Below are 21,951 nucleotides of genomic sequence, written 5' to 3'. Positions count from 1 at the left end.
CGCACCGCAGGGTACGTGAGCCATGCACCGGCCCCGCAGACTCAGCAGTGGAACCCTGCTCCTCCTGTCTGCGGGGCCGGTGCGCATCGCGCTTGCGTCTGGTTCGGTCGGGTGGCCAGGCCGCGCGGCTCAGCCCCGGCGCAGGTGACCCTGCCGGCATGCCTCCGCGCGGTCCTCGTTGCTGCCCAGCCGGGGCACGTCGGCGGCCCGGTTGCGGATGGCTCTGCGACGCCGCCACCCCTCGATCGGCCTTGTGCTGTCGCGGCCCGTCCAGCCGTCAGGTGCAGTGGAGGGTGCGTTTCCTGCCGTGTGGGTTTCACAGGGGCGGGAACGCGTTCTTTCGGAGAGCGGACCGTCCTTTTAGCTGTGGGAGTTGTCATGCCGGCAGGATCCCGTTCCAAGCGTGAGCGTCAGTACGAGCACATCAAGGAGGGCGCGCAAAAGCGCGGTGCTTCTGCGGGGCGGGCGAGCGCTCCTGCGGCGGTGCGCAGGGCCCGACCAGGGACCAGCTCCACGAAGAGGCCAAGAAGAAGAACGAGGGCCGCTCCTCGATGAACAAGGACCAACTGTGTAAGGCAGTCGGGCGCTGACTCTCGGCGGCCGCTGGCGTCCCGATGGGCGGAGCCTCCACCGGAGCTCATCCGGGCGGTCCGGCGTCCGCGAAGGGCAGATGAGCGAGGGGGAACCTGCACTGCATGCGGCACCAACGAAAGGCATTCATGCGTATTGCTCGCCGTTCCGCGTTCACTCGCTGGCAACGCTGGCGCTCCGGTCCCACCCTGCGCATCCCGCGGGGCGCCGACGACGTCGAGAACACCAACCGCAGGTTCCTGCTGTACGGCGTCATGCCCCTGTGGTTCGTGCCGGCTGTCGCCGACTGGGTGATGCACCGCCGGTCCGATATCGAGCACACGAGCGGTGTGCGCGAATCAGCGGTTCACGCCCTGATGATGACCGAGGCGGGCCTGCCGGTCGTCGCGGGGCTGACCACCAAGGTGAATCCGCTGGTGCTGTCGCTCATGGGCGGCGCCGCTCTCGCGCATGGGGCCACAGCGCTGTGGGACGTGTCGCTGGCCACCGACAAGCGTGAAGTCACGCCCGTCGAGCAGCACATCCACAGCTTCCTCGAAGTCTTGCCGCTGACGGCCGCAGCCTTCACCGCCTGCCTGCACGGGGACCAGGTCCGCAAAGCCCTCAAGGGCGGCCGCCGCGCCGACGACTGGAAGCTTCTTCCCAAGGAGCGCCCGCTGTCCGCCGGCTACCTCGGCGCCATCGCCGCCGGAGTCGGCCTCTGCGTCGTCCTGCCGTACGCGGAAGAGATGATCCGCTGCGTACGGGCTCGCCGCGACGATAGGACCGATGACACCGATAACTGAAGCAGCCCCCCGTCAAGTCGGCGACCTGGGCTTGTACTTGGGGCAGGTAACCGATCGGACCGCTCCAGATGGTTCGGGGCACGGGTGACCTACGCAGTAGCCCCGAGCGGCACCAGCGCACGAACGCCTCTGCCGTCACGCATGACAGTGCCTCGTCACCCTCCCGCGGCAACAAGCGCTCCAGCTACATTGCGGTCCTCACTTCGCTCCCTGGGGGGGACCATGAAAATCGTCTGGCTGCTACTCGCTGTTCTGCTCACCTGCCTCACAATCGGTGGCCTCGTCAGCGCCTCGAAAGGCACCGACACCCGGTCCGTCGTAGGCGATCTCATCATCAGTGCGCTCCTCGGCTGGGGCGCCGTCGGCAGCTGGAAGAGAACCAGCAGATGACACGCGAGCATCCGCCCAGGTGGTGGGCGGGCGCTTCGCCTGCGGTCAGGCGCACTGCTGGCGGTCGGCGACACCGAGAGCCATGGTGCCGGCGGCGAGCATGCCCCAGGCGCCCCACAACCACCAGTCGTGCCGACGCCGACGGCGCTCCAGCGCGCGACCAGCGCGACCATCGCAGACCCTGAGGTCATGACAGTGGAGGTCGTGGTCTATCCGCCCGCCGAGGACGGCGGCCGCCGTGTCCGTGTGGGAGCCCATTTCGTGGGGATGGCGTACTCGCTGCTCGACGTGGCCGAGTTCCTGGAGCGAGCTGGCATGGAGGGCGTCGAGCCGGAGAATGTGGCGGTCGCGGACTGGGTGGAGTGGCGCGGCAGTGGCCCGGAGATGTGGGAGCACTGAGTCGGCCAAACCTGCCAGTCATCCGGCTCCGGCTCAGATCTTGGCGGACACGGTGCTGCGGATCGTCACCGGCCACGGCACCGGGGAGCGCTGGTTCATCGGGGCCGGCCGTGACCCCGAGCCCTTCCGATTCCGTACCGTCCCCGGTCCGGGCAAGCGCACGGAGGCCACGGAGTGGAGGAGCACCCGAGCCGGGCCGAGGCGTCCGCCTGCGGTCCCGGCCAGATGGCCGTCGGCGCCGGGTGACAGGGGCACGGACGCGGACGGCCTGCTCTCCGTGTGGCAGCCCACCTGCCGAGCGGAGAGACTGGGAGACCGCGGCGCCTGGAGATGGGTGGGCCATGCATACCATCGAGGAAACGATCGAGATCGCGGTGCCAGTGCGCACCGCGTACGACCAGTGGACGCAGTTCAAGAGCTTTCCGCGGTTCATGACCGTGGTGAAAAGGGTCGAGCAGGTCAAGCCCAACGTCACCACGTGGGTCGTCGCCATGGGACCGGTGTGCCGTGAGTTCGAGGCGGAGATCGTCGAGCAGGAGCCCGACTCCCATCTCGCCTGGCGCAGCCTGGAGCGGCGTCCCTCCCACCGCGGAGAGGTGTCGTTCCGGTCCACCCAGGAGGGGAGCACGTCGGTCAGCGTGCGGCTGGAGGTCGAGCCGGGCGGCGTGGCCGGCGCGCTCCCCGTCGTACCCGCGCTGACCAGACGCGTCGTGCGAGCGCAGCTCGGACACTTCAAGGAGTACATCGAGGGTCTGGGGGAGGCGGGCGGGTCCTGGCGGGGAACGATCCGCAACGGACGTGTACGGCCCGTGGAGCCGGAACCGCCGAGGAGCCGGGTGCCCTGCTGGCCGGTCGGCTGACCTCGTGCGGGACGACGACGAGCGAGAGGCAACCCGATGACCAAGCCCCCCGGCGAACGGCCGAAGGACGAGCTCACCGTGACGCCGCCCAAGAAATGGGCCGCGGGCGTACCCGCCGTGGTGCACGCTCTGGAGTACTCCCTGCAGCAGACCTCCCCGCTGAAGACGGGGGTGGACCTGCTGACCATGAACCAGGTGGACGGCATCGACTGCCCCGGCTGTGCCTGGGCGGACCCCTCTCCGGGGCACCGCCATCGCAACGAGTACTGCGAGAACGGCGCCAAGCACATCAACGACGAGGCCACGACGCGCCGCATCACTGCGGACTTCTTCCGCGAGCACAGCGTCTCGTACCTGAGCCGGCAGTCCGACATGTGGTTGAATCATCAAGGACGACTCACGGAACCGATGGTGAAGCGGCCCGGGTCCGACCACTACGAGCCGATCAGCTGGAGCGACGCCTTCGGACTGCTCTCCGCCGAGCTGACCTCCCTGGACACCCCCGACGAGGCCGTCTTCTACACCTCGGGGCGGGCCAGTAACGAGGCCGCGTTCGTGCTGCAGCTCTTCGCCAGGGCGCTGGGCACCAACAACCTGCCCGACTGCAGCAACATGTGTCACGAGTCCAGCGGCTTCGCCCTGCACGAGACGCTGGGCACGGGAAAGGGCACCGTCAGCCTGCACGACCTGCACCACGCCGACCTGATCTTCCTGGTGGGGCAGAACCCCGGAACCAATCACCCGCGACAGCTGTCCGCGCTGGAACAGGCCAAGCTCAACGGCGCTCGCATCATCGCCGTGAACACCCTGCCCGAGGCCGGGCTGCTGAGGTTCAAGAACCCGCAGAAGGCGCGCGGCGTGATCGGGCGCGGAGTGCAGATCGCCGACCGGTTCCTGCACATCCGCGCCGGGGGCGACCTGGCGCTGTTCCAGGCACTGAACAGGCTGCTGCTGGAGGCCGAGGACGCCCGGCCCGGGCAGGTCCTGGACCACGACTTCATCCGCTCCAACACCAGCGGCTTCGAAGGCTTCGCCGCCCACGTCCGAGCGCTGTCCTGGGACGACGTGCTCGCGGCGACCGGGCTGACGCGGAGGAAGATCGAAAAGGTCCGTGACGACGTACTGCGCAGCGAACGGGTCGTTGTCTGCTGGGCCATGGGAGTCACGCAGCACAAGCACGGTGTCCCCACCATCCGCGAGATCGTCAACTTCCTGATGCTGCGCGGAAACCTCGGCAGGGCCGGAACCGGCGCGTGCCCGGTGCGCGGCCACAGCAATGTGCAGGGCGACCGCACCATGGGCATCTGGGAGCAGATGCCCGACTCCTTCCTGGACGCGCTGCAGCGGGAGTTCGCCTTCGACCCGCCGCGCGCCCACGGACTGGACTCGGTGAACTCGATCAGGGCGATGCGTGAGGGCCGTGTCAAGTTCTTCCTCGCGCTGGCCGGCAATTTCGTGCGGGCCGCACCCGACAGCGAGGTCACCGAGGCCGCCATGCGCAACTGCCGCCTGACCGCCCACATTTCCACCAAACTGAACAGGTCCCACACCGTCTGCGGGCGGACCGCGCTCATCCTCCCCACGCTCGGCCGCACCGAACGGGACGTCCAAGCGGGCGGGGAGCAGTTCGTGACCGTGGAGAACTCGATGAGCGAGGTGCACACCTCCCGTGGGCGGCTGAGGCCGGCCTCCAAGCTCCTGCTCAGCGAAGTCGCCATCCTGTGCCGGCTGGCCCGCCGCACCCTGGACGGCAAGCCCGACATCCCCTGGGAGCAGTTCGAGGCCGACTACGGCACGATCCGTGACCGGATCTCCCGCATCGTGCCGGGACTGCACGACTTCAACCGACGCGTGGCCCGCCCCGGCGGCATCCAGCTGCCGAACCCCGTCAACGAGGGCGTGTTCCCCACCGCCGTGGGCAAGGCGCTGTTCACCGGGAACGCCTGCGAGGCGCCGCACCTTCCCGAGGGACACCTGCTGCTGCAGACGCTGCGCTCCCACGACCAGTGGAACACCATCCCCTACACGCCCAACGACCGCTACCGGGGCATCCACGGCAGCCGCCGGGTGGTGCTCGTCAACCCCGCCGACCTCGGCGAACTCGGCCTGATCGAAGGACAGCACGTCGACCTGGTCGGCGTGTGGAGCGACGAGGCCGAGCGCCGCGCCGAGGATTTCGAGGTGGTCCCGTACCCGACCAGCCGGGGCTGCGCCGCCGCGTACTATCCGGAGACCCAGGTCCTGGTGCCCCTGGACAGCGTGGCCGACATCAGCAACCAACCGACGTCCAAGGGCGTCGTGGTCCGCCTGGAACCCACGGCACCACGGCCGAGCACCACCCCGCGCTGACCCGGGCGCCCGGCACCGGCCTGCCGCCGCGCGTAGCATGTCAGAGGCCGGACGGGAGTGGTCATGGGTGATCGAAGCCGCACAGACGGGACCGGCCGGGCACGCCGCGCCGCGCTCGCCGGGCTGGTCGCCTGGGCCGGACAGCAGCTGCCCGAGCTGATCGACGACGTGTGCGCGGCCGTGTGCGAACGCATCGATCTCTACCGCGAGGACGACGTCGTACCGCGCGACGACCTGCACCGCTCGATCGCCCTCAACCTGAGGTTCATGATCAGCGGCCTCGGCGATCCGCATGTCACACCGGACCTGGCCGCACCCTCTGAGACCGGCCGGCGCCGGGCGCACCAGCGGGCACCGCTGCCCGAGGTGCTGCAGGTCTACCGGATCGGTTGCTCGATGCTCTTCGACGCGCTCGTGGTACACGCACGCCACGACGGCAGGCCGGACACCATGGATGCGCTGATGGACGCGGCGAGCACACTGTGGCGGCTCGCAGACGAGCAGGCGCTGGTGCTCACGGAGGCCTACCGGGCGGCGACCGCCGAACTCATGGCCGTGCAGCAACGGCGGCGCTCGGCACTGGTGGAGGCCCTGTTCACCGGCCGGCCGGCGGGGGAGGCCGGGCCGTGGGAAGTGGGCAAGCTGCTCGGCCTGCCCCTGGACTCCAAGCTGGTCGTGGTGGCCGCGGAGACCTGTGGTCTGGCCGAGGAGAGCCTGATCGGGGTGGAGCGGCTCCTCGCCGAGCGCGGCATCGTGTCGGCGTGGCAGCTCACCCCCACCACACAGGCCGGCATCGTGGCGATGCGCGACGAGCAGAGCGCCACCGTGCTGGAGGTCATTCGCGCCGCGGCCGGCGCGCGGACCGGCATGAGCCCCTCGTACGTCTCGCTCACCGAGACACCGCGTGCCCTGCACCTGGCCCGGACGGCGCTCGCCGAGATCCCGGCCGGCAAGGCCGACGTACGCGTGTTCAGCCCCAGCCCGCTGGCCGCCCTCATCGCCCACGACCCGGACGAGGGACGGCGGTTGGCGCAGCAGGTGCTCGGCGCGGTGGTCGACCTGCCGGCGGAGGACCGCGACGCGCTGCTGGACACCCTCGACGCGTTCCTGCACCACGGCGGCTCGGCCGACCGTGCCGCGCGCATCCTGCACTGCCATCCCAACACCGTCCGGTACCGGCTGAACCGGATCCGGGAGCTGACCGGCCGGTCGTTGAACGAGCCGCTCGCCCTCGCCGAACTGGCGACCGCGGCACAGGCGGTGCGCCTGAACGCCGGCCGGTCGTGACCGGGGCGGCCCGAACGTGGCCTGCTCACCCGGTGAGAACGAGATCTGCTCACGAGGTGAGGGCGACCCCGGCCTCGTCGGTGTACACCAGAAACGTCAGCGTCTGCCGGAAGTACAGCTCGATCTCGTTCGCGTCGTGCGCGGTGTAGCCGATCGCGAGATCCTCGCCCAGACGCAGCTCGAAGTCGCCGCCCCGGGTGGAGAGCAGGAAGGCGCCGTCGAGTGCGGGCGCCCAGATCGGCGGCCCGTCCAGCAGCCGGCCGAGATGTTCCGCGAGGGGATACCCGTGGTCGGACGTCTCGCTCACCGCGGTGTACGCGTCGGCGCCCAGCAGCAGCGCGTACGGGCCGGCCACTCCGGCCAGCCGCAGCGTCGTCAGGGCCCGGCTGACCGCGTCCGGATAGTCGCGTGGCTCCGGCGGCAGGGCGATCACCGGGTGGGAGGTGCGCCCGCGCAGTCCGTCGATGCCCGCTGCCGCGTATCCCCCGAAGACGGCTCTGTCCTCGGCGAACGCCATGGTGCGCGCCGCGTCCTTCACGGGCTGCCAGTCCGAGTCCTGCGCGCCGCGCTCCACGTCGTCCACCGCGTCCCGGCCGACCCTGAACGGCACCCGCAGCTCGACCAGCGGCTGCACCTGGCGCAGCCGAGCGGTGACACCCTGCGCGGGAGGGTCGATGCCGGTGAGGTGACCGGTGCCCACCGCCGCCAGCGCGGGTCCGTCGGGCCCCGTCACGTCCACGACACGACGGCCCCCCAGATTGAGCCGGAAGGTGCGACGGGCCTCCTCCTCGATCTGCTCCCACGCCGCAGGCGTGATCGGGGCGAGATCGCGGTGCAGGTTGTTGCTCTCGGTGGGCGTGGACATGTGATCAGGCTCCTTTGAGGCTGCCGATGCCCAGCGAACCCTCCACCACGCGGGTGCTCACGGGCGGGCCGGGCGGATCGTCGAGGAAGTCGGCGGTCGGCACGTGGAAGAGGGAGCCGGTGACCGCGGTGGAGAAGTCCAGGATCCGGTCGTGGACGTTCGGGCGGTCGCCGAGGAACATGTTGCGCAGCATGTGCTCGATCACCTCGGGCGTGCGGGCGTAGCCGATGAAGTACGTGCCGAACTCCCCGTCCCCGATGCGGCCGAACGGCATGTTGTCCCGCACGATCTTGCGCTCGTTGCCGTCCTCGTCGGTGACCGTGTTGAGGGCGACATGGGAGTCGGCAGGTTTGACGTCGTCGGGCAGCTCCACGTTGTCCAGCTTCGTCCGGCCGATGACCCTCTCCTGTTCCTCGATCGGCAGCGCCTTCCAGGCGGTGAGATCGTGCAGGTACTTCTGCACGATGGCGTAGCTGCCACCGGCGAACTCCGGGTCCTCGTCGCCGACGAACACCGCGTCGTCGGCGAGTCGGCCCTCGGGGTTCTCGGTGCCGTCGACGAAGCCGAGGAGGTCGCGTTCGTCGAAGGACTTGAACCCGTGCACCTCGTCGACCACGATGGCCGCCCCGCGCAGCCGTTCGGCGATCAGCTGGGCCAGCTCGAAGCAGAGGTCCATGCGGCGGGCCCGCAGATGGAACAGGAGATCGCCCGGGGTGGACGCCGCGTGGTGGCGGGTGCCCGTCAGCGGCACGAAGGTGTGCAGGTCGCGCGGGCGCGGCCCGGCGAAGAGCCGGTCCCAGGCGGTGGAGCCGATCCCGGCGACGCACGTGAGGCCGGCGTCCGGAGAGCGGAACCCCACCGACCGCCGCAGCCCCGCCAGGTCCGCAAGCAGGTCGCGTACGACGGCCTCGCCCCCGGACGCGATGGTGAAGACGAGGAACACGGCGGACTTGGCCGGCGGGGCGATCACGGTCTGAGACTCGACCACAGGGCCTGCCTCTCCTGGTTGTGCGGAACGTGACGGATCAGTGAGCTGCCGCTGCCGTCTCCTCGCTCGTCCCGGGCCGAAGGACGGTGCAGTGCAGGGTGTCCTTGACGACGTCGGCGACGATGGTGTCGCCCGGTTCCGCATCTCCGCCGAGCAGGAGCGAGGCGATGCGGTTGTCCAGTTCGCTCTGGATGGTGCGGCGCAGGGGGCGCGCGCCGAACTCGGGCTGGTGGCCGTGGGCGACGAGGAGTTTCTTCGCCGCCTCGGTGACGTCCAGCGTCATCCCCTGGGCGTGGACGCGGTGTTTACTCTGGTCGAGCAGGTGGTCCACGATCTGCGACAGGTCCTGCTCGGTGAGGCTGTGGAAGAGGATGATGTCGTCGATGCGGTTGAGGAACTCCGGCAGGAACCTGGTCCGGAGCAGCTGCATCAACTCGTCCTTCAGCTCGCTCACGTCGCCCTTGTGGTCGATGATCCGCTGCGCGCCGATGTTGGAGGTCATGATGATCACGCAGTGGCGGAAGTCGACCGTGCGGCCCTGGGCGTCGGTCAGGCGGCCGTCGTCGAGGATCTGCAGCAGCGTGTTGAACACGTCCGGGTGGGCCTTCTCCACCTCGTCGAACAACACCACACTGTACGGCTGACGGCGCACCTTCTCGGTCAGCTGCCCGGCCTCCTCATAGCCGACGTAGCCGGGAGGGGCGCCCACCAGACGGGCGACGGTGTGCTTCTCCTGGAACTCGCTCATGTCGAACCGGATCATGCAGTCCTCCTCGCCGAACAGCAGCGCGGCGAGGGTCTTGGCCAGCTCCGTCTTGCCCACACCGGTGGGCCCCAGGAACAGGAAGGAACCCACGGGCCGGTTCGGATCGCCCATGCCGGCCCGGTTGCGGCGCACCGCCTGGGACACCGCGGTGACCGCCTCCTGCTGGCCGACGATCCGCTCGTGCATCTCCTCCTCCAGGCGCAACAGGCGCTCCTTCTCACTGGCCGTCAGCTGCGCCACCGGAATGCCCGTACGCCGCGAGACCACGTCCGCGATGTCGGCGGCGGCGACGGACACCACCCCCTCACGGCGTTCCTCGATCCCGGCCAGCTCGGCCTCCACCTGGTCGATCTGCTGCTTGACCGTGGAGGCCTTCTCGAAGTCCTCCACCGCCACCGCCTGGTCCTTCTCCCGCCGCAACCGCGCGATACGGTCCTCCAGCCCCACCGCCTCGGTCGAGCGGTCCGCGCTGCGCAACCGCACCCGTGCCCCGGCCTGGTCCATCACGTCGATGGCCTTGTCCGGCAGGAACCGGTCCGAGATGTAGCGGTCCGACAGCTCCGCCGCCGCGGCCAACGCCCCGTCCGCGAACCGCACCTGATGATGTGCCTCATACGCATCGCGCAGGCCCTCGAGGATCTCGACCGTCTCCTCCACCGTGGGCTCGGCGACCATCACCGGCTGGAACCGCCGCTCCAGCGCCGCGTCCTTTTCCACGTGCTTGCGGTACTCGTCGATCGTTGTCGCCCCCACGACGTGCAGTTCACCGCGCGCCAGGGCGGGTTTGAGCATGTTCGACGCGTCCATCGACCCCTCACCCGTCGCCCCCGCGCCCACGACGGTGTGCATCTCGTCGATGAACAGGATGATGTCGCCGCCGGCCGCCTGCACGTCCTCGATGACCTTCTTCAACCGCTCCTCGAACTGCCCCCGGTACTGCGCCCCGGCGACCATGCCCGACAGGTCCAGGGCCACGACCCGCTTGTCCTTCAGCGTGCCCGGCACCTCACCGGCCACGATCCGCTGCGCCAGCCCCTCCACGATCGCCGTCTTGCCCACACCCGGCTCCCCGATCAGGACCGGGTTGTTCTTCGACCGCCGGGAGAGGATCTCCACCGTCTGCTCGATCTCCTCGGCACGCCCCACCACCGGATCGAGCTTGCCCGCCTTCGCCTCCTCGGTCAGGTCCCGCCCGTACTCGTCCAACGTCGTCGACGGCTTCCGGCCCGCCGCCTGCGCAGCGTCCGAGCGTGCCGGCTTGTCGGTGAGGCCCCGAAGGCGCTTCTCGTCGAGCCCCGAGTCCTGGAGCAGGCGGGCCGCTCCGCTGCCGGCGCTGTCCAGGAGCGCGCCGAGGATGTGCTCGGGTCCGATGTAGGAGGCACCGGCCGCCTGCGACCGGCCGTACGCGTCGGCGAGGGCGCGCTTGGCGGCCGGAGTGAGTCCGGGCTCGGCGGACGGCTCCCCGGATTCCTTCGGCAGCACTTCGGCGATCTTCGCTGCGAACACCTCCGGGTCGACCCCGGCCTGGGACAGGAGGCTTCGCGAGGGATCCACCTTGGTCGCCGCCCACAGCAGGTGCTCGGTGTCGAGGTCGGAGGTACCGTCCTCCAGCGCCCGCTGGGCCGCCAGATTGATCAGCTCCTGCGACGGCTCGCTCAACAGCCGACCGATCGGAACACGCTGCACCGCCGGAGGCGACGTCGCGGGCGACATTCCGAAGAACCGATTCAACAGCTCACCGAACGGATCCGAGGAACCGAATGCTGAGCCGAACGACATCGACATGAGAACTCCAGATGCGCAATTCGGGTGGTCATGAGCTGTCGCACGGGCCTCCCGTCGGAGGTCCGATCGGTGCGCAACAATTGTCATCGTGCGCGGCGTGGGGTGCGAGTCGGACCGGAGGACGGCGTCTGATGGCGGAGGTGCTGATCGTCCAGCGCCGGACTTCCTTCCGACCCGCGTTCCACTGGTGACGAGTCCAAGCTATCGCCGGGCGCCGACCCCGGCAGCTTCTCGGACCAACGTTGGATTACTTCACAACGGACGTTGTCGCGCGGGCCAAAGACCGGGTGTGTCAGGGGAAATGCTGTCGACGCGCTCACGGAGCGATTGCGCGTAATGTGGTTCGGTCACCGGTGTTCCGATTCCCGCAGGCGTGGAGGCAGGTCGTGATCGTCGAGGAGGTGCGTGCCGTGGTCAGCACCATCCCAGCCGGCCGCGTGGCCTCGTACGGCGACATCGGCAGGCGGATCCAGGCCGGTCCACGGCAGGTGGGGCGCGCGATGAGCCTGCTGGGCGAGGGGCACGGCGTGCCGTGGTGGCGGGTCGTCCACGCGGACGGAACGCCTGCCTCGTGTCACGGTGGACGGGCACGGGAGCTGCTCGACGGCGAGGGAACACCGATGCTCGGCGCCCGGGTGGACATGAAGCGTGCCCGCTGCCGATGGGCGGCATGAGGCCGGCCGGCCTCCGGGCCAGGCCCGCCACTCCGTGAGGCACCCTCACTGCCTCCGGAGCAAGCCCGGCGCTTCGTCCACGAGCTGTACTTCGCCGCCCAGCGGGCGCTCGACGAGGAGGCGTGAGAGGCCCATTTCGAACGGGACGAATGAAGCAGCACGAAGAGGGCGTGGTCAGGCATGCTGCTCTTCGCTGCGGTTCAGCCAGTCGGCGAGGACGGCGGCTTCGCTGTGGTCGACGTCCTTGGTCGCGGTGAGGAGCGTGACCTTGCCGTGCGCCGCCAGGTCGTGCAGAAGCTCGACGGCCGGCCGGTGATCGCGATCGTTCAGCTCGGCTGTGTAACGGCGCCGGAACTCATCGAAGAGTCCGGGGTCGTGGTGGTACCAGTGCCGCAGCTCGGTCGACGGCGCGACATCCCGCAGCCACTCGTCCAGATGGGCTTCCTCTTTGCTCACGCCGCGCGGCCACAACCGGTCTACGAGTACTCGCTTGCCGTCCTGCGGCGAGGCGTCTTCGTAAATCCTGCGGTATCCGATCACTCCAGCCATGACAGCCCCTTCGTCAATACGCTGGGCAAGTCTAGATTTTCGTCAGCGCCCCGCTCTTGTGCATCGCGACGTGATCCGTCTTGTCGCTCTTGATCTCGTATTGCCGGTCGTTTTCCTTGCACTGACGGACATGTCCTTTGAACTCCACATCGCGGGTGTGTTTCCTGATGATGACTCCTCGACATATCCGGCTTCGGAATTCCATCGCACATGGTCTCCGACAGCGAATTGTTTCGTCATCGCGCTCCTGTTGACACCGGCGCCCTCCTCGTCGCACAGGGAGCAGAAGGACGCGACGAGTGGCATTGTGGGCATTCGATGCATTCATGGTCCCATGAGACCGGAGCCCCGGCCACCGCGCACCTGGCCGAAGTGAGTTCCTGTCCGTCGGAACCACCGAAGCGGACGTTCAGGCGTGGGTGCTGGGCGCCTGTCTGCCGTGCTCGAACGGATGCGGACTGGAGGTCACGGTCCGTGACGGTCGGATGGTCGGAGTGCGGGGCCGGGCCGAAGACCGGGGTCAACCACGGTCGGCTCGGTCCGAAGGGGGTTGTACGGCTGGCAGGGGGAGAAGAACGGCCGTCTCACCGCAGCGCTGGTCCGCGAAGCCGGACGTCTGGTCGAGACGGACTGGGACACGGCGATGGGACGGGTGGTGGAGCACTCACGCGCGCTGCTGGAGGCCTCGGGTCCGCTGAGCCACGCGTTCTACACCTCCGGCCAGTTGATGATCGAAGAGTCATACACGCTGGCGGCGATCGGCAAGGCCGGGATCGGGCTTGGACGCCCCCGACCCGCCGCGGCTGGTATGCGTGGACCCGCGGCGGACCAAGGTCGCCGAACGCGCCGCCGTCCACCTGCCGATCGCCACGGCACCAATCTCGCGCTGATGAACGCCCTGGTGCACGAGCTGATCGCCCACGGCTGGGTGGACACCGCCTACGTGAACGCCCACACGGTGGGCTTCGACCGGCCCGACTGGCTCACCGGGAGACGACGCCCGAGTGGGCGGCCGAGATCTGCGGCGTACCGGCCGACGGCATCCGGGCCGCGGCGGAGATCTTCGGCACCAGCAGCAGGGTGGTGTCGACCTGCTCGATGGGCTTCTACCAGTCGCCCCCAGGCCACCGCCGCGTCCTGCCAGTCGAACAACCTGCACCTGCTGCGGGGCATGCTCGGCCGCCCCGGCGCGGGAATCCTGCAGATGAACGGCCAGCCCTCGGCACAGAACAACCGGGAAGCCGGGGCGGCCCAGCACTGCCGGGAATCCGCAACGGGAACAACCCCGAGCACGTGCGCGAGCTGGCCGAGTTGTGGAACGTGGACCCGATCGTGATTCCCCACTGGGCCGCCCCGACCGACGCGAACGCGATCTGGCCCGTATCCGCCGCATTCTCTCCGGCGACCAGTGTTTCGTCGTCGTCTCCGACGGTTATCGCACCGAGACCACGGAACTGGCCGACGTGGTGCTGCCGGCGGCGCTGTGGGCGGAGAAGACCGGCACGTACACCAACGTCGACCGGACCGTGCACCTGCAGGAACAGGCCGTCGAACCCCCGGGCCGGGCTCGCGGCGACCAGGCGATCTTCACCGAGTACGCCCGCCGCCCGGGCCTGAGCGACGAGGACGGTCGGCCGCTGCCGCCCTGGGACACCCCAGAAGAGGCCTTCGAGGCATGGAAAGCGGCCAGTCCTGGCCGGCCTTGCGACTACTCCGGACTCAGTTACCAGAAGGTGCACGAGGCCGGCGGCATCCAGTGGCCGTGGACCGGCGCCGCACCGCAGGGCACCGAGCGGATCTACGCCGACGGGGTGTTCCACACCGACGCCGACACGTGCGAGAGCTTCGGGCACGACCTGGCCACCGGCGCCCCGGCCAGCCCGGTCGCCTACCGCGCGCGGCACATCGAGGGCCGCGCCACCCTCAAGGCGCCCAAGGACTCACCTCGACCAGAACCGGCCCGGCCGGTCTGCTGCGCGACCTGCTGGACCTCTACCAGCTCGGCAACCTCGTCGACGTCACCTGGGCACTGGTCGCTCAGGCCGCCTGCGCCACCCGCGACCGGGAGCTGCTCCACATCGTCGACGACTGCTCGACACGGACGGCGGCACAACTCGACTGGGTGCGCATCCGCATGAGGACGGCCACCCCCCAACCCTGGTGGCCGCCACATAGATCACGCCCACCAGCCGTAGGGCCGGTCATTCCCAACGACGGTGCAGTTGCTCCAGCAACAGATAACTGCGTTCTTCCGCCGCGGCGAGTTCGGCGGGATCGATTCCCGCCGGCCACAGTTCGCCGGCGGCGGCATCGTCGGCATCACGCAACTCCACCACGGCCTGCGCCAGACGCACCTGAACGTCTGGGTGCGGCGGTCCGCAGTGAGGGGCCAGGGCCTCTTCCGCGCGTTCCACCGCCTGCGTGCATGCGGCCAGCGCGCTCTCCACCCGCACAGCGGCATGGTCGTCGACCACCAGCAACGCGCAGACCAGCCCCACGGCGATCCCCAGGAAGCTGGCGAGCCCGCGGTCGTAGACAAGTTCACCGGCGGATACGGGGGTGGCCATGTCGCTCAGCAGCAGGGCCATCGGCGTCACAAAGACGACCCCCAGGGCGTAGTTGCGGACGACGGCGTATTCCAGCAGGAACTCCAGGAGCACGATCACCAGGGCCAGGACCTCAGGACCCGGGTGCGCGGCCAGCACACCGACGGCGATCAGCAGTCCGACGACGGTGCCCATCGTCCGCTGGGCGGCACGTTGCGCTGTCGTGCGGATGTTGACCGAGTGCAGCACGGCGGCCGCCGAGATCGCCGCCCAGTAGCCGTGCCCCAGGCCCAGCAGAAGTGCCAGTCCACCGGCCACCCCGGTGCCCAGGGTCATCCGCAGTGCCGGAATCACCCGGACCGAGATGTGGCCGGACCCGGCGAGGTGCCTACCCAGCATCAGCTCGGAGGCGCGCCGGACGGCCGTGTCCGCATGCAGGGCGGCCGGCCCCAGGGCGCTGCGGTCCCGGTCACCCGAAGCCGCACAGGGCTCCAGTTCGGGCAGCAGCGGCACCGCCCGGCGGCGTCGGTCCGCGAGCAGAAGGGCCTGCCGGCGTAGGTGCTCCGGCGCCACGGGAAGGTCGTGGGGCGACCGCCGTACGGAGCCGATCAGCAGGAACCACGACATGTCCGTCAGACGCACGCAGATCTCCTCGTGCTCGCTGTGCCGCAGGTCCATCGGCGGTGCGAGGCCGAGGGAGTGGTACGCATGCAGCACAGCCACCGTCGTCCTGTGCCGCTTCTGTCCCATGGCCTTGGTGCCGGCCTCGTGCAGCAGGTCCGCGAGCGCGCGCAGTGCCGCGGCGACGGCGATGCGCTGGGGGCGGTCCGGATGGACGAGCCAGCCCACCACGGCCAGCGCCCAGGCCACCGCCGACGCCGCCGCGGCCAGCCCGGTTCTCGGGAGGACATCGGCGAGAGCGGTGGCGGCGTTGGCGGCCACCGCGAAGGAGAACAGCAGCAGCACCGCACCCAGTCCGCCCAGCCGGGTGGCGTCGCAGGCGAACTTGGCCAGCCCAGCGACCACGGCCGTCGCCGCCACCACCGCGACGGCACCGGCCCCGCCCGCCCGTGGCTGGGCCAGCGCGGCCAGGGCCGCACCGAATCCCACGCACGCCGTCATGGCCACCCCGACCAGCGAGAGCACCCGAGCACGGCGCCCGTACGGCAGATTGCGCCCGAACGTGGTGGTGAAGGAGCCCAGCATGGCGTACACGGCCAGATCGGGCCGCCCGGCCAGCACGATGGGCAGCGCCACGGCCGCCATGGCCAGAGCCGCGCGCAGGGCGAAGAGAAAGGCTCCGTCCACCTGGTGCACGGCCAGTGCACCGCGTGGGGAGAGCACCCGCGTGACCCCGGCGAGCGAACGTGGCCGGCCACCCCTGATGACGACGGGGAAACCCCTACGCGAAAACGGCATGACCCGTGTATATCCCCTCCTCCGCCTTTCCGTAATCGCCGTATGGGCCCAATGGTCCGGATGGGGCGCAGCCCCGCGCTGAGCGGAAGGAATGCCGCTAGTGTGATGGCGCATGAGCACCTGCTTGCCGCGCTCCGCAATCCCGCGGCTTGCTTGTGCGGTGATCGGGGGTGCGGTGATCGGCACTGCCGTCGCCTTTCCGACCGACATCCCGATGGGCGTCCTGTCGGGCATCGCTGCTATGGAAACCTTTTTCGTGGTGGTGGGCTGGATGGTGCTGTGGCCGATGGACGCGACCGCGACACACCACCATGCCCGGCGCGAGGATCTGCGGCCCGTGGCCGAGGAACTCGTCGTGATCGCGGCCGCCTGCTGCGGACTGCTCGGCATCGTGGTGCTGGTGCTGAGTAACTCGGACCCCGGTCATGCCGCGACGGCGCTCTGCGGCGTGTTCATGGCCTGGTCGGCACTGCATCTGATGTATGCCACGCGCTATGCGTACCTTTACTACCGGACATCCGAGGGCGGGATTGATTTCAACTCCGAGATCCCGCCCTCGTACCGGGACTTCTTCTATTTCAGCTACAACCTCGGCATGACGTACCAGGTCTCGGACACCGACATCTCGCGTTCGGTGATCCGCGCCATGGCGTTGCGGCACTGTCTCCTCTCCTACGTTTTCGGCACCAGCATTCTGGCAACCACGATCAACCTGGTCGCGGGTATCCTCTCGCGGTGAGCATCGGCTTCGCCTGCGAGCCGCCGTGTCCGCGCCGTTGCCGTTCGGCGACGGGACCAAACCCAGTCGGCGACAGGCCGGCATTCACCGCGCCCGCCCATGTCGTCTGTGCGAAGCTGAGGCTATGACCACGACTCCGAGAAATACCACGGGCGTCCACGGCACCACACTCTATTACGGGAACCCGGAAACCCGACACGCACTCCAGGTGTTCCTCGAATTGCGCGACCGGGCGAGCCGCCGAATGGCCGAAAGTCTGCTCGGCGCCATGCGTCAGGTAGCCGACGAGGGCAAGTTCGTCGTGAAATTCCATTTCGCCGCACTGCTTGACGACACGGTCGGCGGTATCGGCTCACAACGGGGCCTGAGCGCCCTGGGCGCGGCCTCCGACGTCGGACAGCAGAAATTCATCGACTACCTCGGCGTGCTTTTCGCACACCAGCCGTTCCCGCCCGGTGACGACAATTTCGCCGACCCGTCGGTACTGCTGTCGCTGGCCGCCGAGGTAGAAGGGCTGAGGTCCGAGGAGTTCGACCACAAGATCACGAGCGACACCTACATGGACTGGGCCGGTGAAACGGTCGGCAATTTCCAGTCCTTCGGGGTGGTAGGAACACCGGTCGTCTGGCGGGACGACGAAGTGATTCCCGTCGTGAAGAACGTCGACGACGGCCCGGCGATCAGCCCAGAGGAGTTTCTGACCCAGCTCCAGCAGCATTGACGTGCCGGAACCGGGCCAATTACAGGCGGGTCCTGGATGGGTTGGGAATGCCGTCACTCGAAGCATCATCCACCGCGAAGGGCTGCGAGTACCTCTAGTACTCCAGCAGCGCTTTGACGTTTTCCCTGTTCAGGGGCGGTCTGGGTGAGTGTAGAGGGCTGGTTTTCGAGTCCCTTCGCACTGCCCGTCGCGGCCTCAATCGAGCGCGGCAGCATGATGCTCTCGTAGGCGCGGACGGCGTCGTCGACGCTGGACTCCGTGGCCAGTGCGTGGGCGAGGTCGGTGCCGTCGAGCATGGCGAGATTGGCGCCCAGCCCTGCCAGGGGCATCAGGTGCGCGGCAGCGCCGAGCAGCGTGACGCCGGGAACGTGTTCCCAGGTGTGCGGGGCGGGCAGGACAAACAGGGACCGGTGGATGCACTCGTGGTCGCTGTTGCGCGGGATGTAGCGCAGGCTCTCGTCCCAGTCGTCGAACATCCTCAACAGGTGTGTCCGCACGGCCCGCTGGTCGACGGGGTCGATACCGGCGGCCTCACGGACGTCCGTCTGGATACGGACGCGGGGCGTGTCGTCGACTGGGCTACCGCGGACGGCACACTGCAGATGATCGCCCATGAGCCGCCCGAGCAGCACGAAGAGTCCCTGGTGTTCATGCCGCAGGCGCTCACCCCGGCCTCCGCTGGCGGGCCATGCCTCTTCTGGGAAGTGTCCGTGCGTGATTCATCGGACTTTACTTCAGATGTCACTGTCCACGGCACCGAAATGGACGGAGGAGCGGCCCAGCTACCGGTGCAGGGTCCGACCGTTCCCAACACCATCGCGGCGATCCTGCTGGCCCTGCGAGACCGCGCCGGCGTGGTGCCGCATGTCTACTTCAGCTGGTCTGAAGGCGGGCCGGTGAGTCGTCTGCTCCGTTTCCTGGGCTTTGGCGACGGCGAGGTGGCCACGGTCACCCGCGAGGTACTGCGCCGCGCCGAGCCGGACCCGGAGCGCCGGCCGCGCGTCCACGTGAGCTGAGTTCACCCGTCCTGGTGAGCGCGGAGGACGAGCATGGCACGGGCGTCGACCTCCACCTCGCTGCCACCCTTGATCAGTGGACGGTACTCGGTATAGGGGATGGCGGTGTCCACCTCCACCGCCCACCACGGGCCGAGCCCTTTGGGAACGGTGAAGGGGAGCGCCTGGCTGTGGGCGTTGAAGAGCAGGAGGAACGAGTCGTCCTCCACCCGAAGCCCCCGTAGGTCCGGTTCCGTGATGGCCCTGCCGTTGAGGTTGACCATCAGGGACCTGGCGAAGCCGGTCTCCCAGTCGGTCTCGGTCATCTCGCGCCCGGCAGGCGTGAACCAGGCGATGTCCTTCGTCGCGTTGACGGATGCGTGCGCCGCACGTCCCCGGAAGAACCGGCGCCGGCGGAAGACGGGATGGTCACGGCGCAGGGCGATCAGCTTGCGGGTGAAGTCGAGCAGTTCGCTTCCCTCGGTGACATTGAGCCAGTCGATCCAGGTCAGTTCGTTGTCCTGGCAGTAGGCGTTGTTGTTGCCGCGCTGGGATCGGCCGAGTTCGTCACCGTGCAGCAGCATGGGCACGCCCTGGGAGAGCAGCAGGGTGGCGAGGAGGTTGCGCTGCTGGCGGGCGCGCAGGGCGAGGACGCCGCGGTCGTGGGTGGGGCCCTCCGCGCCGCAGTTCCAGGAGCGGTTGTGGTTCTCGCCGTCGCGGTTGTCCTCGCCGTTGGCCTCGTTGTGCTTGTCGTTGTACGAGACCAGGTCGCGCAGCGTGAAGCCATCGTGAGCGGTGACGAAGTTGATCGAGGCGTAGGGGCGGCGGCCGTCGTTCTGGTACAGGTCGGAGGAGCCGGTGAGGCGGGAGGCGAACTCGCCCAGGGTGCCGCCCTCGCCGCGCCAGAAGTCGCGTACCGTGTCACGGTACTTGCCGTTCCACTCGGTCCACAGCGGCGGGAAGTTGCCGACCTGGTAGCCGCCATCACCCACGTCCCAGGGCTCGGCGATGAGTTTCACCTGGGAGATGACCGGGTCCTGCTGGACGAGGTCGAAGAACGACGACAGCCGGTCGACTTCGTGGAACTGGCGGGCCAGGGTGGCGGCCAGGTCGAAGCGGAAGCCGTCGACGTGCATCTCGGTCACCCAGTAGCGCAGCGAGTCCATGATGAGCTGCAGTGTGTGCGGGTGGTTCATCCGCAGGCTGTTGCCGGTACCGGTGGTGTCCCAGTAGAAGCGCGGGTGTTCTGCGGACAGGCGGTAGTAGGCCGCGTTGTCCAGGCCACGGAGCGACAGCATGGGCCCGAGGTGGTTTCCCTCGGCGGTGTGGTTGTAGACGACGTCGAGGATGACCTCGATGCCCGCCTCGTGCAGGGTCTTGACCATCGAGCGGAACTCCTGCACCTGCTCGCCCCGCTGCCCGGACGAGCAGTAGGCGTTGTGCGGGGCGAAGAAGCCGATGGTGTTGTACCCCCAGTAGTTCGACAGGCCTTTCTGCACCAACACGTGGTCGTGGACGAACTGGTGGACCGGCATCAGCTCCACCGCGGTGACGCCCAGCGTGACGAAGTAGTCCACCATGGCCGGGTGCGCCAGCGCCGCGTACGTGCCGCGCATCGCCTCTGGTATCGCCGGATGGGTCTTCGTCAGTCCCTTCACGTGGGCCTCGTAGATGACCGTCTCGTGGTACGGGGTCCGTGGAGGGTGGTCGCTGCCCCAGTCGAAGAAGGGGTTCACCACCACCGACTTCGGTGCGTACGGGGCGGAGTCCAGACGGTTCCGTCGGCCAGTGGCACCGAAGTGGTACGGGAAGAGCGCCTCGTTCCACTCGACCTCGCCCTCGATCGCCTTGGCGTACGGATCGAGCAGCAGTTTGTGGTGGTTGCAGCGCTCACCACGCTCGGGTCGGTACGGGCCGTGCACCCGAAAGCCGTAGCGCCGGCCCGGCCCGACGTCTGGCAGATAGATGTGGTGGACGAAGCCGTCCACCTCTTTCAGCGTGACCCGCTCCTCGGCGCCGTCCTCGTCGAAGAGACACAGCTCCACGCGCTCCGCCACCTCGGAGAACACGGCGAAGTTCGTTCCTGCACCGTCGAACGTCGCGCCCAGTGGCGACATCTGACCCGGTCGCGGGCCTACCTCGGTACTCTCCTGCCATATACGCATGATCACGCGCCTCCCCAGCAAGGATGGCGGGCAGCCCGCACCCGTCGTTCCCTTTTTGCCCGCGTCACCGGTGAGCATGCCCGCAGGCCTGCCCCGCACGGACAGGCGCGGGTGACGGCGCGTGAAGTCGCAGCACCTCCTCGGGCCCTGCCAGCAGACAGGGGTTGAGCATGGCGTACGTCCAAGGGGCGCGCATGAGTAGCGGGATTTACTTTCCCACGCAAGAGTGGTACCTGCGGGCAGCAGCTGTTTCAGTGCACTCGGGCTGCTGCCCGCAAGGCATCCGGGGCAGCCCGAGGGACAAGAACCGCGATCAGAGCGGCGAGCGGCTACGAGGCACCCGTGCCAAGGGGCTCACAACCCCGTACAGCTGGTCGAGCGTGTCCCGCAATACCGGCCGGTCTGTTGGAGCGGCGGTCACCAGTGTCTGCTCCAGAAGTTGGCGACGGCGCTGACGTGTCGCTTCGAGCACGCACTTGCCGGCGCCAGTGAGAGAGAACTCGCCTGATGGGAGACGCCGTACCAGCGTGCCCTGCTCCAAGCGACCGAGCAACCGGGCTGCCCATGAGTGGCTGACACAGAGGTCTCCGGCGATTCGGTCAGGCTCAGTCGGCTCGCTGCCCAGGGCGAGTAGAACCCGCATCTGCTCCTCGGAAACCGTGGGGGCGACGTCCGCATGGGCCTGCTGCCACAACTTGATCATCGCTTCGGCGACGTGTTCCGCAGCAGGACTCGCTTCGGCACGTTCGGGTTCCACTGACATGGCTTCCCCTTTCCTCGATGCCGTTGAGTACGCGCTTACCCGACCGAAGGACCGTCAGCCCCGCCTATGCGTTCGAAAATGCCATGAGCTGGGACGGGAGGTCAATAATATGTAGAATTGATGGGGCATCTGGGTGACACGGCCCTTGCTTGAGAACTGATATTTCTCTCATTCCGCGAATTGTCGCCGCAGTGGCTCGCAAGGTTCGTCACGGCATCTTCCGTGGTGTCGTAGACGTCATCTCATGTGCGCGCCGACGGGCCGCCATAAGGGCGTTCGGACCCGCTGAATCACGGAACGGGACACCGGCGGGGT

Annotated in this window: 19 protein-coding genes and 3 pseudogenes; 13 read left to right on the top strand and 9 right to left on the bottom strand. The window is 68.6% G+C overall.

Annotated features, from left to right (window positions below):
- The first annotated feature begins 378 nt into the window (after positions 1 to 378).
- The 6 genes and pseudogenes from ACFYZB_RS34515 to ACFYZB_RS34490 all read left to right on the top strand — a co-directional run bounded on the left by ACFYZB_RS34515 (position 379) and on the right by ACFYZB_RS34490 (position 6,661).
- Positions 379 to 590, top strand: a pseudogene (locus ACFYZB_RS34515) (hypothetical protein).
- A 105-nt stretch (positions 591 to 695) separates the two neighbouring features.
- Positions 696 to 1,376: a diguanylate cyclase gene (locus ACFYZB_RS34510; RefSeq protein WP_388765209.1), complete on the top strand. Its 681-nt coding sequence runs from the start codon at positions 696 to 698 to the stop codon at positions 1,374 to 1,376.
- Between the two features lie 579 nt (positions 1,377 to 1,955).
- Positions 1,956 to 2,165, top strand: a complete 210-nt coding sequence (locus ACFYZB_RS34505; protein WP_388765208.1) for a hypothetical protein — start codon at positions 1,956 to 1,958, stop codon at positions 2,163 to 2,165.
- A gap of 341 nt (positions 2,166 to 2,506) precedes the next feature.
- Positions 2,507 to 3,025, top strand: coding sequence for an SRPBCC family protein (locus ACFYZB_RS34500; RefSeq protein ID WP_351216988.1), 519 nt, complete (start codon positions 2,507 to 2,509; stop codon positions 3,023 to 3,025).
- Between the two features lie 36 nt (positions 3,026 to 3,061).
- Positions 3,062 to 5,374 carry an FdhF/YdeP family oxidoreductase gene (locus ACFYZB_RS34495; RefSeq protein WP_388765207.1) on the top strand — a complete coding sequence of 771 codons (2,313 nt, stop codon included), beginning with the start codon at positions 3,062 to 3,064 and terminating at the stop codon, positions 5,372 to 5,374.
- A 63-nt stretch (positions 5,375 to 5,437) separates the two neighbouring features.
- Complete coding sequence (locus ACFYZB_RS34490) at positions 5,438 to 6,661, top strand: PucR family transcriptional regulator (protein ID WP_388765206.1); 1,224 nt, start codon at positions 5,438 to 5,440, stop codon at positions 6,659 to 6,661.
- A gap of 49 nt (positions 6,662 to 6,710) precedes the next feature.
- Here ACFYZB_RS34490 and ACFYZB_RS34485 read toward each other — a convergent pair whose 3' ends face one another.
- From ACFYZB_RS34485 to ACFYZB_RS34475, 3 genes are read right to left on the bottom strand one after another with little or no spacing between them, the layout of a single operon-like run.
- Complete coding sequence (locus tag ACFYZB_RS34485) at positions 6,711 to 7,526, bottom strand: family 1 encapsulin nanocompartment shell protein (protein WP_388765205.1); 816 nt, start codon at positions 7,524 to 7,526, stop codon at positions 6,711 to 6,713.
- Positions 7,527 to 7,530: 4 nt separating this feature from the next.
- Positions 7,531 to 8,514: a Dyp-type peroxidase gene (locus tag ACFYZB_RS34480; protein WP_388765203.1), complete on the bottom strand. Its 984-nt coding sequence runs from the start codon at positions 8,512 to 8,514 to the stop codon at positions 7,531 to 7,533.
- Positions 8,515 to 8,551: 37 nt separating this feature from the next.
- Positions 8,552 to 11,065, bottom strand: coding sequence for an ATP-dependent Clp protease ATP-binding subunit (locus ACFYZB_RS34475; RefSeq protein ID WP_388765201.1), 2,514 nt, complete (start codon positions 11,063 to 11,065; stop codon positions 8,552 to 8,554).
- A gap of 386 nt (positions 11,066 to 11,451) precedes the next feature.
- Between ACFYZB_RS34475 and ACFYZB_RS34470 the strand changes: the two genes are divergently transcribed.
- On the top strand, positions 11,452 to 11,739 hold the full coding sequence (locus ACFYZB_RS34470; RefSeq protein ID WP_388765199.1) for an MGMT family protein: 288 nt from the start codon (positions 11,452 to 11,454) through the stop codon (positions 11,737 to 11,739).
- Between the two features lie 174 nt (positions 11,740 to 11,913).
- On the opposite strand, the gene ACFYZB_RS34465 is transcribed toward ACFYZB_RS34470, so the two are convergent.
- The gene (locus ACFYZB_RS34465; protein WP_388765197.1) at positions 11,914 to 12,288 is read right to left on the bottom strand and encodes a DUF488 domain-containing protein; all 375 of its coding nucleotides are present in this window, start codon (positions 12,286 to 12,288) and stop codon (positions 11,914 to 11,916) included.
- Positions 12,289 to 12,319: 31 nt separating this feature from the next.
- Positions 12,320 to 12,528, bottom strand: a pseudogene (locus ACFYZB_RS34460) (DUF2945 domain-containing protein).
- Positions 12,529 to 12,707: 179 nt separating this feature from the next.
- Between ACFYZB_RS34460 and ACFYZB_RS34455 the strand changes: the two are divergent.
- From ACFYZB_RS34455 to ACFYZB_RS34445, 3 genes and pseudogenes are all read left to right on the top strand, one after another.
- A pseudogene (locus ACFYZB_RS34455) lies at positions 12,708 to 12,788 on the top strand (hypothetical protein); the annotation flags it as partial.
- A gap of 50 nt (positions 12,789 to 12,838) precedes the next feature.
- Positions 12,839 to 13,624 (top strand): hypothetical protein, encoded by a 786-nt coding sequence (locus ACFYZB_RS34450; protein WP_388765383.1) that lies wholly within the window; start codon positions 12,839 to 12,841, stop codon positions 13,622 to 13,624.
- The gene (locus ACFYZB_RS34445) at positions 13,602 to 14,426 is read left to right on the top strand and encodes a molybdopterin-dependent oxidoreductase (RefSeq protein ID WP_388765196.1); all 825 of its coding nucleotides are present in this window, start codon (positions 13,602 to 13,604) and stop codon (positions 14,424 to 14,426) included. Before ACFYZB_RS34450 ends, ACFYZB_RS34445 begins: the two co-directional genes overlap by 23 nt.
- A gap of 63 nt (positions 14,427 to 14,489) precedes the next feature.
- Here ACFYZB_RS34445 and ACFYZB_RS34440 read toward each other — a convergent pair whose 3' ends face one another.
- Entirely contained in the window at positions 14,490 to 16,253 is a 1,764-nt protein-coding gene (locus ACFYZB_RS34440) for an FUSC family protein (RefSeq protein ID WP_388765194.1), read from the bottom strand.
- A gap of 112 nt (positions 16,254 to 16,365) precedes the next feature.
- Here ACFYZB_RS34440 and ACFYZB_RS34435 point away from each other — a divergent pair, with 112 nt between their 5' ends.
- A complete protein-coding gene (locus ACFYZB_RS34435; RefSeq protein ID WP_388765192.1) occupies positions 16,366 to 16,992 on the top strand; it encodes a DUF1345 domain-containing protein in 627 nt (208 codons plus the stop codon).
- Positions 16,993 to 17,116: 124 nt separating this feature from the next.
- Positions 17,117 to 17,713 (top strand): thioredoxin domain-containing protein, encoded by a 597-nt coding sequence (locus ACFYZB_RS34430; RefSeq protein WP_388765191.1) that lies wholly within the window; start codon positions 17,117 to 17,119, stop codon positions 17,711 to 17,713.
- 65 nt (positions 17,714 to 17,778) lie between these two features.
- Here ACFYZB_RS34430 and ACFYZB_RS34425 read toward each other — a convergent pair whose 3' ends face one another.
- Positions 17,779 to 18,189: an FAD-dependent oxidoreductase gene (locus tag ACFYZB_RS34425; RefSeq protein ID WP_388765189.1), complete on the bottom strand. Its 411-nt coding sequence runs from the start codon at positions 18,187 to 18,189 to the stop codon at positions 17,779 to 17,781.
- A gap of 9 nt (positions 18,190 to 18,198) precedes the next feature.
- On the opposite strand from ACFYZB_RS34425, the gene ACFYZB_RS34420 reads away from it, so the two are divergent.
- Positions 18,199 to 18,729 carry a hypothetical protein gene (locus ACFYZB_RS34420; RefSeq protein WP_388765187.1) on the top strand — a complete coding sequence of 177 codons (531 nt, stop codon included), beginning with the start codon at positions 18,199 to 18,201 and terminating at the stop codon, positions 18,727 to 18,729.
- A 2-nt stretch (positions 18,730 to 18,731) separates the two neighbouring features.
- Here the strand turns inward: ACFYZB_RS34420 and glgX are convergent, their stop codons facing one another.
- Positions 18,732 to 20,873, bottom strand: coding sequence for a glycogen debranching protein GlgX (gene glgX, locus ACFYZB_RS34415; RefSeq protein WP_388765185.1), 2,142 nt, complete (start codon positions 20,871 to 20,873; stop codon positions 18,732 to 18,734).
- A 313-nt stretch (positions 20,874 to 21,186) separates the two neighbouring features.
- Complete coding sequence (locus tag ACFYZB_RS34410) at positions 21,187 to 21,636, bottom strand: hypothetical protein (protein WP_388765183.1); 450 nt, start codon at positions 21,634 to 21,636, stop codon at positions 21,187 to 21,189.
- Between the last annotated feature and the right edge of the window lie 315 nt (positions 21,637 to 21,951).

This window comes from Streptomyces sp. NPDC001852 (assembly GCF_042891825.1).
Classification (GTDB): domain Bacteria; phylum Actinomycetota; class Actinomycetes; order Streptomycetales; family Streptomycetaceae; genus Streptomyces.
The sequence above is the reverse complement of the archived record's forward strand: the minus strand, read 5'-3'. Positions and strand labels throughout refer to the sequence as shown.